Below are 14,638 nucleotides of genomic sequence, written 5' to 3'. Positions count from 1 at the left end.
TAACTATAAAGCCGCTACTTATACAGCAAGAGGCTGGCCAAGTATACTTAACAACCCAGCTACAAACGCATTCTGCTTACTCGCCATCGAGCAGGAAACTGACGGCGCGGCTTTCTGAGTAATACACGTTATTGCGCATGTCTTCGGCAAAGCCTACATGGCCTCCTTCTTCGGGCATTTCCAGGTATAAGTATGGGTTCTGCTCAGCTTCATCCACAGGATAGCATTCCGGGCTCAGGAAAGGGTCGTTCTTGGCATTTACCAGTAAGGTAGGCACTGTTATACTAGGCAAAAACTGGCGCGAACTAACGCGCGCATAATAATCATCTGCATTCTTAAACCCATGAATCGGGGCGGTAAACTTATCGTCGAATTCCGGGAAAGTCCATAGTATACTATAGTCGTTAAGGTTAACCTCGTTGGGGTACATTTTCTGTTTTTGCTCCAGTTTAGCGCCCAGTGTTTTCAGAAAACGCTGGGTATACAGCCAGGATATTTTCTGAGCAGAAGATTTCAGATCAACCGGCACTGAAAATACAGCTGCCCGTTTTACCTGCTGCGGCACTTTTTCCGGATCCTCACCTAGATATTTTAAACTAATATTTCCACCCGCACTAAACCCGATCAGGTAAATGCTTTTATATGAGCCAGCCTGCAGGGCATACCGAAGCACAAAATCAAGGTCATCGGTAGCGCCCAGGTGATAGGAGCGAAGCAGCTTATTAGGCTCGCCGCTGCAGCTGCGGTAATTCCAGGCCATGGCATCTACACCGGAGTTGTTAAAAGCCTTTACCATCCCCTGCATATAAGGCCGCCCGGTATCGCCCTCCAGCCCATGCGAAAGCACTACCAGCTCGTCTGAGCCAACCCTGGACCAGTCTATATCTATAAAATCTTCATCAGGGGTTGTGAGGCGTTCTCTTTCGTACTGTATACCCGCTACTTGCCTGAAAAGGCTGGGTAAAATAGTTTGCATGTGCCCGTTAAACAGGTAAAAGGGTGCTTTATGGTTAGAGTAAACAACAGGCATTTGTAAATAAATTTGGTAAGCTAATTTTGTCTTATTTTACGAATATTGTGCGAAAACGGTCTAATAAGATTATGTTGTATATCAATATTCTATTTTTTCCGTATTCAAGGCTAAATCAAATTATTTTAACTATGGAAATTACAGCAAAGATAAAAACCTTAGGTTTAGCAATAGCACTTGGTACGTTCATGTTTGCCTGCAGCCAGGAAACACAGAATGAAACAAATGCCGAAGTGGACGAGGCCCAAACAGAAATGAATGAGGCCAACACAGAAGCAAAACAGGAGTGGAATGAAACCGCTGTTTGGGTAGACGAAAATAGTACCCGTGCCGAAACTGCCACTAAAGAAGAGTGGGATGAAATGGACGCTGAGTACAAGCGCCGCGAGGCAGAACTGGATGCTAAAAGCGAAACATGGGACGAGAATGCTAAGCAGGAGTGGCAGCAGGTAAAAGACCGCTGGAACAAAACAGAAAATAAAGTGCAGGAGCGTCTGAAAAAAGTTGACGACGTGGATGTTGACGTAGATGTGAAGACGAATAAAGATTAATTTTTTTTCGGGCAAACTGCCTTTGAACGGGCCACGGTGCACATAAGCTGCCGTGGCCCGTTTTTTATATATCAAAAATTGGCTGTAGTGCTTGAACAAAAGTATACTTACATTATCTTTGTGCTGTAGCAGCGCAAAATAGCGGTTGCAATATTTTATCCAAATGAGGTTTTGGAAATTAAGTATAAAGGATATACCTTTGCAAACTCATTTAGGAAACGGATACAAAGAATTAATTTTATAGAATAACATGGCTAACCATAAGTCGGCAATAAAGAGAATCAGAGCGAACAACGCTAAACGTCTTCGTAACAGATACCAAGCGAAAACTACTCGTACTTTCATCAAAAGGCTGAAAGGCACTACTGACCAGGCCGAGGCGCAGGAACTGTACAAGACAGTTTCTTCTATGCTTGACCGTTTGGCTAAGAAAAACATCATCCACAAAAACAAAGCTGCTCACAACAAGTCTAAACTGGCTAAGTTCGTAAACGGACTGGCTGCAGCTTAATTTTTTGTTGGTACCATTTCCGAAGCCTTACACGCAAGTGTAAGGCTTTTTGTATTTGTATATACTTTGATCAGGCATTTATACTTTTAAGCATTGTTGCAGTTATGTAATGAAAATTATAGCCGCATATGCAAGGGCGCGTGGCAAAGTATAAGTATGATTTGCAAAGAAGTATAACACTACCTAGGGAAGAATACTTTTTAAGAATACTTTTAAAGTATAACTGCACCTAGAGCAAAGCAAAAACTAAGTAAAAAACAAAAAAGGCTGGAGCGCGTTGTGCGCCCAAGCCTTTTTTGTTAAAGTATAAATCAGTCTAAGCTATACTTAGCTTGATCATGTTAGTACGTTTCTGTTCATTTATAGGCATACTTGCTGTGTTAATGAACACCTCTCCCTTTTCAAGGTAGCCGCCATCCAACAGGATTTGCTTTATATCAGAAATTGTAGCGTCCGTTGATTCAAACTTGTTGTAGTAGAAGCCACGCGTTCCCCACACTAAATTCAGTGTATTAAGAAGCTTGTGGTTCTCTGTGAAAATAAAGATGTTTGATTTAGGACGATGCTTGGCAATATGGAAAGCCGTATAACCCGATTTTGTCATACCTATAATAGCACTTGCGTTTGTGTCGCGCGCTAAATGGCAGGCATTAGCAACCAGGCTATCGTTGTAAAAAGTTTCGGAATGCGGGTTAAGTATGTAACTTTTGTTAAATACATCGGCATGGTTTTCCACTGTCTGTATCGTTAGCTTCATAGCCCGGATAGTTTCTACAGGGTAAGCTCCAACAGCAGTTTCTGCGCTAAGCATTAAAGTATCGGCACCATCAATAACAGCGTTGGCTACGTCGTTTGTCTCGGCACGTGTAGGGCGCGGATTTACGATCATACTTTCCATCATCTGGGTAGCAATAATAACTGGCTTGGCAGCCTTGTTACATTTTTCTACCAGCATTTTCTGGATCATCGGCACCTGTTCCATACCAACTTCAACACCAAGGTCGCCACGGGCTACCATCAGCGCATCAGATGCTTCAATAATATCATCAATATTAGTAATGGCTTCCGGCTTTTCGATTTTTGCGATCACGCGGGTGTCTTTGCCGCGTTCTTTAATAATGCGCTTAATCTCAATTATATCTTCCAGACGGCGAACAAAGGATAAGGCAACCCACTCAATGTCATGGTCCAGGCCAAAATGAAGGTCGCTCAGGTCTTTTTCGGTAAGTGATGGGGCTGATACCTTCGTGTCTGGTAAGTTTATGCCTTTGCGTGGTTTTACTACACCACCGTAAATTACTTCTGCCTCAACTTCAGAAACGTGGTCTGTAGATAATACTTTCAGTTCCAGCTTGCCATCATCAATAAGGATAGCATCGCCAACCCGGGCATCTTTCGCAAGCTCAGTATAGCTGGTTGCCAGTTTGTCGCTTGTACTGATGGAGCCATCGCATCTTAACTTAATGCGCTGGCCCTGCTTTATTTCAACGCCTCCGTTTTCAACGTCGCCAATTCTTATTTTAGGCCCCTGAAGGTCAAGTACAAGGCAAATATTGGTGTTGTGCTCACGGTTAATGTTGCGCACATGGTTCATCACTTCAAGGTGTTCTTCGTGAGCACCGTGAGAAAAATTCAATCTGAATGCATCAACTCCTTCTTGTACCAGAGCAAACAAACGCTCAGGCGTATTACTGGCAGGGCCAATAGTAGCAAGAATTTTGGTTTTGTTAAACGGGATATTCATATAATATGCTAGAAAATAAGATTCTCTTTAAATTTTAATTTTAAGGGGTCAACCTGTTTTACATACTGTACTAAAGGCAAACGGGCTAGCTGTTGTAATAATTCACGCGGAGATAAGCACTGCATGGCTCCGGTAATCTGTAATACATAATCAAACTGCTTAATATCGGGCAGCAGGTAAGGTTTATCTAACGTACAAATGCCTGATGCCTTGTTGCGCATAAGCCGGATAATACTGTGATCTGTAATTTGCTCATAATTTGATATAAGAAGTTGCTCTTTGCCAACCAGTTCATAACACAGATCCTTTTGTTTAACAAGGCGCAGGCCCAATAACTGGTTTATAGTCCAGGCTAATTTATATTCTTTGCTGGAAGAGACCAGGCCGTAAAGGTCAAAGTCGTAATCGTATGAAATGTCCAGCAGCAGTGTTTTCATGTAGGCATCGTACAGATTCCCAAATTTATAAACCTTATGCGCAAAACCCTCAAACAAGTACCAAAACTTTTATAATAAGACGAATGGTGTAATTTTTTTTGACATTGTCTGCTGAAATATATTTCTTTGCACAGTGTTTTAAATAACTATAAGAAAAATGTCAGAAATCGCAGAAAAAGTAAAAGCTATCATCATCGATAAGCTTGGTGTTGAAGAATCAGAAGTTACTCCTGAGGCTAGCTTTACAAATGACCTTGGCGCTGATTCATTGGATACTGTTGAGCTTATCATGGAATTCGAAAAAGAATTCAACGTATCTATCCCAGATGATCAGGCTGAAAACATTGCTACTGTAGGTCAGGCTGTTAGCTACCTGGAAGAGCACGCGAAATAATATCCCTTTATTAAGATTACGAATTTTTACTATCTGTCCTCTATTAGCAGCTTATGGAGCTTAAGAGAGTTGTAGTTACTGGGTTAGGCGCACTCACGCCAGTTGGGAATACTGTTGCAGGTTACTGGGACGGTTTGTCTAATGGCGTGAGTGGTGCCGCGCCTATTACACGTTTCGATGCGAGTAAGTTTAAGACTCAATTTGCCTGCGAAGTAAAAGGATACGACGCAGAAAATTATTTCGATCGTAAAGAGGCCCGCAAAATGGACCTGTTTACACAGTTTGCTATGGTAGTTGCCGATGAGGCAGTACAGGATGCAAACTTGGTAGAGGGTAATTATGATCCGGATCGCGTTGGCGTGATTTGGGGATCTGGTATCGGCGGCCTGCGAACTTTTCAGGAAGAATGCGTCAACTTCGCTCATGGCGATGGTACACCGCGTTTTAATCCGTTCTTCATTCCGAAGATGATCGCAGACATCAGTGCCGGCCATATTTCTATTAAGCACGGTTTCCGCGGACCAAATTTTGTAACCGTTTCTGCCTGCGCTTCGGCAACAAACGCCATTATCGACTCTTTTAACTATATCCGTTTGGGTATGGCTGATGTAGTGGTAACTGGTGGTTCAGAAGCTGCAGTAACTGAAGCTGGTATCGGTGGCTTTAACGCCCTGAAAGCTCTTTCTGAGCGTAACGATGCTCCTCATGCTGCATCCCGCCCGTTCGATAAGGACCGCGATGGATTTGTATTGGGTGAAGGAGCAGGTGCGCTTATACTGGAAGAGTATGAGCATGCTAAAAAGCGTGGCGCCAAGATCTATGCAGAAGTTATAGGTGGCGGTATGTCTGCTGATGCTTACCACATTACAGCTCCCCATCCGGAAGGATTAGGTGCTTTGAATGTGATGAAAAATGTGTTGCGTGATGCCAATATTCGCCCGGAAGAGGTGGATTACATCAACGTACATGGTACATCCACTCCACTTGGCGATATCAGCGAGGTAAAAGCAATCCAGACAGTATTCGGAGAGCATGCCTATAAACTGAATATCAGCTCAACAAAATCAATGACGGGCCACTTGCTTGGTGCTGCCGGTGCCATAGAGGCTGTTGCTTCTATCCTGGCTATCCAGAATAACCTGGTGCCGCCAACCATCAACCACTTTACAGACGACGAAAGCTTTGACCCGGCTCTGAACTTTACATTTAACAAGGCTCAGGAGCGTGAAGTTAAAATAGCGCTAAGTAATACGTTTGGCTTTGGTGGTCATAATACATCTGTTTTATTCCGACAACTGAACGATTAGTGTGTTTGGTCCTATAAAACCGGTACGGCGTTTCTACCACAGCTTATTTACAAGAGACAGAGAGTTACTACGCGCCCTTTCCGGTATTATTGGCTCCACACCTGATAATATCCGTTTATACAAGCTTGCTTTAACCCACACTTCGTTTGCGCGCCAGGCAGCAGCCAGCAAGCACGATACAAACGAACGCCTGGAGTTTTTAGGAGATGCTGTGCTTGGTGCAGTTGTAGCGGAATTACTGTTCAAGAAATTTCCTTACGAAGACGAAGGTTTTCTTACTGAGATACGCTCGCGCATTGTAAATCGTGAGTCATTGAATAGTATTGCCCTTAAAATTGGTTTGAACCTGCTGGTAAAAGTAGATACCAGTAACCAGAGTATGCGCCATAAATCTGTGAATGGCAACGCTTTGGAAGCTTTGGTTGGGGCCGTATACTTAGACAAAGGCTACAATACTACCCGCCTGTTTATACTTAACAAGCTCATTAAACCGCATGTAGACCTGCATACACTTGTTAATACTACGGCCAACTTTAAGAGCAAATTAATTGAGTGGGCACAGAGCCAGAACCTCAATATCCGGTTCGATATTATTAAGCGTAAACAGCAGGGAAACACAACCGAATTTACCTGCGAAGTATACATCGATGATAAACCTATTGCCATTGGCGTAGGCCTCTCCAAGAAAAAAGCTGATCAGTCTGCCGCAGAAAAAGGGTTGGAGTTTCTGAAAATCAGCTAAGTATAATTCTTGTCCTTTCTATTCTGAATAACTATCCGATGCATTTTCATAGTGATGGCTAGCTAAACCTGCACCCGTTATTCAATAATTCTATACTGCTTTTATTCAGAATTGGCTTTCCAACGCTTAACTTGCCTCAGCATACTTGCGTTAGACAAACTCATGAAAGAAACGAAACTTGTGTTGGCAGGAGCCGCCTTAAACCAGACACCAATGGACTGGGAAGGTAACCTGCTGAATATAAAATCTGCCATTACAGAAGCAATCTCCAGAAAAGCCGCTATACTTTTACTGCCCGAGTTGTGCATTACCGGCTATGGTTGCGAGGATATGTTCCTGAGCCCATGGCTTGCTGAAAAGGCAATGGATAAGCTATTGCAGATAAAGGAGTGGTGTGAAGATATAACTGTGTGCGTGGGAGTGCATGTGCTGTTAGATAAAGATGTATACAACACGGCCTGCGTTATCCGGAATAAGGATATAATTGGCTTTACTGCAAAGCAGTTTCTTGCCAGAGATGGCGTGCATTATGAGCCGCGCTGGTTTACGCCCTGGCCTGCAAACGAAGTACGCCAAATTGAAATTCAAGGAAAACTTTACCCGTTCGGGGATATTATATATGAAGAGCAAGGCGTAAAATTTGCCTTTGAAATTTGCGAAGATGCCTGGCGCCCGAACCGTCCGGCTGAGCGGCACATGGGCAAAGGCGTGCAACTTATACTTAACCCAAGTGCCAGCCACTTTGCGCTGAGCAAAACAGATGTGCGTTACCGCCTGGTGGTGGATGCCTCTAAAAAGTATAACTGCGCCTACCTTTATGCGAATCTGCTGGGCAATGAATCTGGGAGGATGATCTATGACGGAGAAGTGCTGATAGCCCAGAGTGGTAAACTGATCTGCAGAAACGAATTACTCTCTTTTAAAGATGTAGACCTGGAATGTGCAGAAGTTTATTTCGGAGATAACATTGAGCCGGCAGAAACAATACAATACCTGCCGCCGATAGATGAAAATAAAGAACTTATTGCAGCACTCAGCCTTGCCCTTTTTGATTACATGCGCAAAAGCCGCAGCCGTGGTTTTGTGCTGTCGCTGAGTGGGGGGGCTGATTCATCGTTGTGTGCAGTGGCTGTTGCCGAAATGATACGGCGCGGAGTAGAGCAACTCGGAGTGCTAAGGTTTGTAGCTAAAACGCAAATGTTTGGTGTGAAAGATGCCGCATACTTTGACGAGCTACCACCGGAGCAGGCAACCAGAGAGCTGGTAAACCGGTTGCTTACCTGTGCCTACCAGGGCACCATTAACTCCTCCGACGATACCTATACTTCTGCTAAAGAGCTGGCCAATTCTATTAATGCACAGTTTTATAGCTGGACAATAGATGAAGAAGTAAAAGGCTATGTTTCTAAAATTGAAGATGTACTGGACCGCCCGCTTACCTGGGACAAAGATGACCTGACGCTCCAGAACATACAGGCTAGGGTACGCGCCCCGGGTATCTGGATGCTGGCAAACATTAACAATGCGCTTCTGCTGGCCACATCAAACAGGAGCGAAGCAGCCGTAGGCTATGCCACTATGGACGGCGATACAGCCGGAAGTATATCTCCAATTGCAGGTATCGATAAAGCCTTTATCCGTCAGTTTTTGATCTGGATGCAACGCGAGCTTGGTTATGAAGGACTGCAGTTTGTGAATAACCTGCAACCCAGCGCTGAGCTAAGGCCGGCTTCCGAATCGCAGACCGATGAAAAAGACCTGATGCCCTACGAGATACTAAACAAAATAGAAAGGTTGGCTTTTTACGAACGCCTGTCGCCGCAGCAGGTGCAGGAGCGCTTAGTGGGCGAGGGTGTGGGTAATGTGGAAACTATAGAAAAGTATCTGCAGAAGTTTTATACATTGTGGTCGCGTAACCAATGGAAACGCGAGCGCTATGCAGCCTCTTTCCACCTCGATGATTATAACCTGGACCCGCGCAGCTGGTTGCGTTTCCCGATCCTGAGCGGTGGCTTCCGGGAAGAGCTCAACAACCTGCACGCTTAATTCAAGACTTTATACCTGCAAAACGGCCTCTTGCTACACCATAATAGCAGAGGCCGTTCTTACTATATTCCTCAGTTACTATACTTTAGCTTCCTGATTTTTTCGCTACCTGATTTATTGTAACTTTACCTGCATAAGCATCACCCTAACCATGAATTTACTTAACTATATTACCTGGGATGTAAATCCTGAAATATTTCATGTTGGCTTTTTATCGGTACGCTGGTATGGGCTTTTATTTGCACTTGGTTTTGTGATCGGGCAGCGTATTCTGAGCAAAATTTATGTAACAGAGGGCCGCACCGAAGGCGATGTTGATGTGATTACGCTGTATATGATCATTGGTACAGTTGTAGGCGCACGGCTCGGCCATACTTTGTTTTATGCCCCGGACTATTACCTGAGCAACCCCATCGAGATTCTGAAAATTTGGGAAGGCGGGCTTGCCAGCCACGGTGCTACCATTGGTATACTGCTGGCTCTCTGGTTATTCAGCCGTCGCTATAAATTTGATTACATGTGGGTGCTTGACCGCATAGTTATAGTAGTTGCCCTGGGCGGTGCCCTGATAAGATTGGGTAACCTGATGAACTCCGAGATTTTTGGAAGACCAACTGATGTACCCTGGGCGTTTATATTTGTGCGTAACACCGAGTTCTCGCAGGTACCACGCCACCCAACACAGTTATACGAATCACTAAGTGTATTCCTGTTATTTGTGTTGCTGTACTGGCTTTGGAACAAGTATAAAGAAGCACTTCCTAAAGGATTACTGTTCGGTATTTTTGTAACAGCTCTTTTCACGTTCCGTTTTCTGGTAGAGTTCCTGAAAGAGAACCAGGAAGACTTCGAAAATACAATGGCTCTGAACATGGGGCAGATACTAAGTATACCACTCATCCTGATCGGGATTGGGATATTGGTTAAAGTATGGATGAACCCAAAACCCGCACTACCCGGCGGCAGAATAGCAGTAGCCCCATCAGGAAAATAAGAAAGTATAAAACAGAAGCGCCGGATACAACAATATCCGGCGCTTCTGTTTTATACTATTAATACGTTTTAGTTCAGGCTATACTTATAAAGGTTGCCTCCTTCGCTGGTTATGACCAAAGTATTGGCATCTTCAAAAGCAATGCCTTCGGTTTGGCCAGCATCTTTTAATGGTATTGTCTGAAATTGGTCTTTATAAAATGTGGCAGGGTCGCTTACATCCGAAAACAGATGTAATTTGCCCTCGGTTAAAAGGGCTATTTTGTCAGCTTCGGGGCTTAAGGCTGCGCCCGTAACTTCTCCTTTAAGCTCTACGCTACCAAGTAATTTTGCTTTCTGCTGGCCTTGTTTATCTGAAAGGCTGTATACTTTGGCTGTCTGTTTCCGGCCCCTGTCTTTTGATACCAGGTATATGGTACCGTTATGCCAGAAGATCGCTTCACAATCAAAATTCATGTCTTTTTTAGCGGGAGGGTACTCTTTCTGGTCTTCGTACGTAAACCGGATGGCTTCTAACTCAGATGGGTTTTCCGGGTTTACTTTATAGATAGCCAGTTCGCGGCGGTTGTTGTCGTTGTTGCCGGTGTCTGCTATGTAAATATTGCCCTCATCGTCGCGCGAAAGGTCTTCCCAATCTACATTGGGTAAATCCAGTTTTATAGTTTCCAGCAAATTTCCCTTTTCATTGATCTTATATAAGTATGGCTTATTACCCGCGTCGTTCTGGGTTATGTATTGGCCTTGCTCCGATAATACCGCAATACCTGAGCTCTCTTTCACCTGGCTTGGTAAGGCCGTAAGCATTTGCAGGCCATTTTTGTTTGAGGTGTGTTTATCCGCTTTGGTTTCCGAAGCAAAGGGTTTATTCAGGAAATAAGCTACAAGCGCCGTTACCGATGCGAGAATTATAAAAACTTTAATCATAAGCTTCATAGTTGTATGTTAGAAAATGGGCAGTACGAATGTTTTTTAACGATAAGCCAGGTGAGCCGGTTTTGTAATCTGCAGCTTTGCTGTTAGCATACCTGGCTATATTGCTAACGTATAGTTCAGGATGGAGATCAGGAAAATAAAGGAAACCTGTTTATACGTGGCTGATCTGGAGCGATCTAAAGCATTTTATAAGGGCCTGTTACACCTCGAAATAATAGGCGAAGTAAAGGGTAGGCACGTGTTTTTCAGGGCGGGAGAGTCGGTGCTGCTATGCTTTATTGCTGCGCAATCCCGGAGGAAGGGAAAGCTGCCGCCCCATTTTGGGTCTGGCCATCTACACCTGGCCTTTGAGGTTAAAAAGCAGGATTACCAGCCTTACAAAACAAAACTACTGGAAACAGGCATTAAACTGGAGCAGGAATTTGACTGGGGGCAAGGGTATTTATCTTTCTACTTCCGCGACCCGGACCAGCACTTGCTGGAGGTAGTAATGGAAGGAATGTGGGAAAGATAACTCGTGTGGCTTGATTTATATGAGTAAATGGGAGAGTAGGCTATAGTAAGTTAGTGAGATTGTATAGTAGCAAGCCGTTGCAACCAATGCCTTGACCGCATGTTTTCGCCAGCAAGTATAAAGGCGATTGCTAAAATGGATTGATAATGAGAATACCAATTATAGCGGGAGGGTAGGTTAATGCGCCTGCATTTGCGCAGCTGATGGTCAAACTTTCGAGGCCGAAACGTGTTGTTAAAGTATAAATTTCAAAAGAAGTACAGAACTTCGGTATTGTACTTTAACCCGCCGGGCATAAAGGCTGATTAGTCGTTCGTAGTTTTTTCGTTTGCTTTAATCTCTGTTTTATACTTCAATAATTGTCTGATAGATGTTAAATGCCCCAGCAATACAATTGGCACTATAAAAGTAGGCAACCAGCTAAACGGGAAGTATAAAATAGCAATATTGGGTTGGTCAAAAGCAAATTTTTGGAATGGTGTAGGTGTGGAAAATAGTGCGTTCACAACGATATTTATTAAAAGCCCAAGGCAAATAAAATTCCAGATCAGAATTGTTTGTTTGTTCAGTTTAGATTTTGTCAGTCCAAAATATGCAATAATTGGTGCAGAAATCCCAGCGAGTATGTCAAAGTTCCGACCGCTAAAAGTCATGATTTCTGGAACTGCTTTGTTGAGAAAAAGCCAAAACAAGACTATTTCGACAGGTATCCTCACAATGTTCAGATAGGTTAAATTTTTGAGTGGTAAACTGTCGATAAATTGCCTGCCTTTTGAGGTTGCGAACAATAAAATGATTGTCAAAATTGTCGGTAAAACTCCTGTCAATAATATTTTTGGTGGAAAGGAATCAGTATCAAGATTGTAAATGTTTTTTAAAGTCAAAACTGCTTGAATCGTCAACCAAATTATCAAACCGATAAAAATAGGCGTTGATTTTTTTCGTGTCTGTTCAAATACTGATTTTCTGATTGTCCAAATAAAAAGTAACAACATCGCAACTGTTGTCAGTCCAAAAGTCAATGAAATGTATTTCGGTAAATTCTCTATCATTTTCTTATTGTCTCATTTGTTGTTGTGTCGCTGTATAATTACTGGTAACGATCTCGTGTAAACGACGTGCAAGGCCGCCGGCCGGAGGCTGACGTTTACATCTTTTTGGGCGTAGGTTTTTCAATTAGTACATCTGGAAAGTTTCCGAGTCACTGGTTTTAACTATACCATAGTTTGCTTCATCACGGAAATTCACAACACCTAATTTTATTGTTTCCTTATCTTCACTAAGGTCCTTTGCTAACTTTCCAATTTCTAGAGCAATTTGTTCTTTTTTTGCTGGAGAGTAATCAACAAATTTTGGGTCAATAAGTGATACAGTCAATTCATTATTGTTCTTGATGTTTATTTCAACTTTCTCCGTTTCATATTTTTTGGATATAGATTCTTTTAGTTGATTCATGTATTTAAATTCTCCGCTCATTTCTGAACAGCTGAATAAGGTAATTAGCAGAACCGTTAGGATTGCAGATGTGATTTTTTTCATTCTTATGGTTTATCATTAAATATATTGTGGAACATAAGCCCAACGGACTTGGCCATAAGGCGGCGTAGCTGGCTTATGGGTGTGGTTATGAGTTTACTCTTTCTTCAATAAGCTCTATTTTATATTCTGATTTACTTAATACCCCTTGGTAGTTATTTACATGCAGGTATCTAGGCTCATTGAGTATTTGCAGTAAATTGTTCTTGAGGCTAGTACCAATATTTACTCCTAAGAAGACACTCTTAGTTTTTCCCTTTAAAATTTTGTTACTTTTTAAATTCAGATAAATAACTTCTTGATCTCTGGGTCTTTCTATAAAAGGATCAAGTTTTCTTAAGGAATCAAGATAAGATAAGTTCCAGCAAGCTGTCCAAAAGCAAGGAACATAGTAGTTCTTCTCAGTTATATTGGGTTCCATTTTTTGATTGTAATACTTGCCAACTATCAGCTAACAGAAGTACCTACTCCTGCTATCTGTACTATGTATGGATGTTGCATTAGGCAGCATCTCAGAAAATATAGTAATTTTATTAGCTAAATATAATAAAATTATACTTATATACTATAGCTGCTGATTTACTAGTTGCAGTGTTTCGATGTGTAAAGTATGGCCGCCTTCGAAAGTATAAATCTGGGGAGAGATGCTGAGCTGGCGCATCAGTTCTTGTTTGCGGCTCAGCGATTCGGGAGTGATAAATTCGTCCTGGGTGCCATAGACCATGGCAACAGGTAAGTTTGCAAAAGCTTCTTTGCCGGTGGCAAAGTCAATATCTTCTGGGAAAGCAGCAGCCCAAAGTATAAGCCGGTGTACCGGCACATTACCCGATGCCAGCCAACGGCTAACGGTGGCGCCTCCCTGCGAAAAGCCCAACACTGTAACCTGTACATCCTGTGGTAGTTGCTCCAGCATATCCTGTAGCAATAGGTTTAGGTAGTTTTCCTGGTCCTGTATTTCAGCCAAACGGTCTTCTTTGGTCATCCAGGTGGCCCCTGCACGGCCCGAAAAACCATCCAGGTAAAACCTTGATAAGGCTTCCGGAGCTACTATTACAGTTTCGCCATCATCCAGAACACCAAAGTGCCGCAGGAAAAAACGAGCTAATTGCCCATAGCCGTGGCAAACTACCCACAACCTGCGTGTTGCGGCAGATGGCGTACCCAATGTATAAAACCGGGCGGTGCGCGGTACGGTCAGTTTATGCTCTTTCACAGCTGGTAAAGCAGGTATGATGCAGGTAAAAGTATAAACAAACTGGCTGCTTATACTTGCCGAGGGTTATTCAGGTATGGTTACAGGTTATCGCTGGTAAACAGGAAAGGCAGCAGGTCCGATACAGCTTTGAAACGATAGAAGCTGCCATCAGGGCCCTGCAGCAACACCGGTATTTTATCGTGCTGTTTGTGCTCGTACTCGGCCATTACCTGGCGGCAGGCACCACATGGCATAGCCGGCAGAAAATGCGTGTCTTCGCGGCGGCGTGCTGTTACTGCAATCAGCTTTATCTTTTTGTTAGGATGGTTGGCGCTCATGCCAAACAAAGCCGTGCGCTCAGCGCAAAGCCCTGATGGGTAAGCCGCGTTTTCCTGGTTGCTGCCTTTAAAGAAAGTACCGTCTTCTAAAAGCAACGTAGCGCCAACAAGGTAATTAGAGTAAGGTGCGTAGGCATCTTTAGCAGCATCCTGTGCCAGTTGCATAGCCTCACGTTCCTGTGCATTTAATTCTTCTGCTTTTTCCAGCACGTCAATGCTGATATTTATAGTTAGCTCAGTAGCCATTTAATTGAGTATTAATCTCAGAATTTGAAAAGGGGTTTAAATTTAAGTCAATATTCTGATAAAACAATACATAAGGGGTTTGCCTTCAAAATCATTATCCTTAACTTGAGACAAAACCATA

General features: G+C 43.1%; 17 protein-coding genes. 8 read left to right on the top strand and 9 right to left on the bottom strand.

Annotation, left to right across the window (positions count from 1 at the left end; all coding sequences use genetic code 11):
- Positions 1-76: 76 nt before the first annotated feature.
- Positions 77-1,030: a YheT family hydrolase gene (locus LWP20_RS08100; protein WP_242927621.1), complete on the bottom strand. Its 954-nt coding sequence runs from the start codon at positions 1,028-1,030 to the stop codon at positions 77-79.
- 131 nt (positions 1,031-1,161) lie between these two features.
- Between LWP20_RS08100 and LWP20_RS08095 the strand changes: the two genes are divergently transcribed.
- Both LWP20_RS08095 and rpsT read left to right on the top strand, forming a co-directional pair.
- A complete protein-coding gene (locus LWP20_RS08095; protein WP_242927620.1) occupies positions 1,162-1,581 on the top strand; it encodes a hypothetical protein in 420 nt (139 codons plus the stop codon).
- Between the two features lie 250 nt (positions 1,582-1,831).
- The gene (gene rpsT / locus LWP20_RS08090) at positions 1,832-2,092 is read left to right on the top strand and encodes a 30S ribosomal protein S20 (protein ID WP_242927619.1); all 261 of its coding nucleotides are present in this window, start codon (positions 1,832-1,834) and stop codon (positions 2,090-2,092) included.
- A gap of 316 nt (positions 2,093-2,408) precedes the next feature.
- Here the strand turns inward: rpsT and pyk are convergent, their stop codons facing one another.
- Together pyk and LWP20_RS08080 are read right to left on the bottom strand one after the other, a co-directional pair.
- Positions 2,409-3,836: a pyruvate kinase gene (pyk, locus tag LWP20_RS08085; RefSeq protein WP_242927618.1), complete on the bottom strand. Its 1,428-nt coding sequence runs from the start codon at positions 3,834-3,836 to the stop codon at positions 2,409-2,411.
- An 8-nt stretch (positions 3,837-3,844) separates the two neighbouring features.
- Entirely contained in the window at positions 3,845-4,273 is a 429-nt protein-coding gene (locus LWP20_RS08080; RefSeq protein WP_242927617.1) for an IPExxxVDY family protein, read from the bottom strand.
- A gap of 157 nt (positions 4,274-4,430) precedes the next feature.
- On the opposite strand from LWP20_RS08080, the gene LWP20_RS08075 reads away from it, so the two are divergent.
- From LWP20_RS08075 to lgt, 5 genes are all read left to right on the top strand, one after another.
- Positions 4,431-4,667 carry an acyl carrier protein gene (locus LWP20_RS08075; protein ID WP_018477241.1) on the top strand — a complete coding sequence of 79 codons (237 nt, stop codon included), beginning with the start codon at positions 4,431-4,433 and terminating at the stop codon, positions 4,665-4,667.
- A gap of 53 nt (positions 4,668-4,720) precedes the next feature.
- A complete protein-coding gene (fabF, locus tag LWP20_RS08070; RefSeq protein ID WP_242927616.1) occupies positions 4,721-5,974 on the top strand; it encodes a beta-ketoacyl-ACP synthase II in 1,254 nt (417 codons plus the stop codon).
- Position 5,975: 1 nt separating this feature from the next.
- Entirely contained in the window at positions 5,976-6,716 is a 741-nt protein-coding gene (rnc, locus tag LWP20_RS08065; protein ID WP_242927615.1) for a ribonuclease III, read from the top strand.
- Between the two features lie 162 nt (positions 6,717-6,878).
- On the top strand, positions 6,879-8,762 hold the full coding sequence (nadE, locus tag LWP20_RS08060; RefSeq protein ID WP_242927614.1) for an NAD(+) synthase: 1,884 nt from the start codon (positions 6,879-6,881) through the stop codon (positions 8,760-8,762).
- Between the two features lie 151 nt (positions 8,763-8,913).
- Entirely contained in the window at positions 8,914-9,756 is an 843-nt protein-coding gene (lgt, locus tag LWP20_RS08055) for a prolipoprotein diacylglyceryl transferase (protein ID WP_242927613.1), read from the top strand.
- 68 nt (positions 9,757-9,824) lie between these two features.
- Here the strand turns inward: lgt and LWP20_RS08050 are convergent, their stop codons facing one another.
- Positions 9,825-10,679, bottom strand: coding sequence for an NHL repeat-containing protein (locus LWP20_RS08050; protein ID WP_242927612.1), 855 nt, complete (start codon positions 10,677-10,679; stop codon positions 9,825-9,827).
- 130 nt (positions 10,680-10,809) lie between these two features.
- Here LWP20_RS08050 and LWP20_RS08045 point away from each other — a divergent pair, with 130 nt between their 5' ends.
- Positions 10,810-11,202 carry a VOC family protein gene (locus LWP20_RS08045; protein ID WP_242927611.1) on the top strand — a complete coding sequence of 131 codons (393 nt, stop codon included), beginning with the start codon at positions 10,810-10,812 and terminating at the stop codon, positions 11,200-11,202.
- Between the two features lie 305 nt (positions 11,203-11,507).
- On the opposite strand, the gene LWP20_RS08040 is transcribed toward LWP20_RS08045, so the two are convergent.
- From LWP20_RS08040 to cdd, 5 genes are all read right to left on the bottom strand, one after another.
- Positions 11,508-12,254, bottom strand: coding sequence for a DUF8737 domain-containing protein (locus LWP20_RS08040; protein ID WP_242927610.1), 747 nt, complete (start codon positions 12,252-12,254; stop codon positions 11,508-11,510).
- 124 nt (positions 12,255-12,378) lie between these two features.
- Positions 12,379-12,741, bottom strand: coding sequence for a hypothetical protein (locus tag LWP20_RS08035; RefSeq protein ID WP_242927609.1), 363 nt, complete (start codon positions 12,739-12,741; stop codon positions 12,379-12,381).
- 85 nt (positions 12,742-12,826) lie between these two features.
- Entirely contained in the window at positions 12,827-13,159 is a 333-nt protein-coding gene (locus LWP20_RS08030; RefSeq protein ID WP_242927608.1) for a hypothetical protein, read from the bottom strand.
- Between the two features lie 144 nt (positions 13,160-13,303).
- Positions 13,304-13,951, bottom strand: a complete 648-nt coding sequence (locus tag LWP20_RS08025; RefSeq protein WP_242927607.1) for an alpha/beta hydrolase — start codon at positions 13,949-13,951, stop codon at positions 13,304-13,306.
- A gap of 80 nt (positions 13,952-14,031) precedes the next feature.
- On the bottom strand, positions 14,032-14,517 hold the full coding sequence (gene cdd, locus LWP20_RS08020) for a cytidine deaminase (RefSeq protein WP_242927606.1): 486 nt from the start codon (positions 14,515-14,517) through the stop codon (positions 14,032-14,034).
- Between the last annotated feature and the right edge of the window lie 121 nt (positions 14,518-14,638).

It is taken from the genome of Pontibacter vulgaris (genome assembly GCF_022758145.1).
GTDB lineage: Bacteria > Bacteroidota > Bacteroidia > Cytophagales > Hymenobacteraceae > Pontibacter > Pontibacter vulgaris.
The sequence above is the reverse complement of the archived record's forward strand: the minus strand, read 5'-3'. Positions and strand labels throughout refer to the sequence as shown.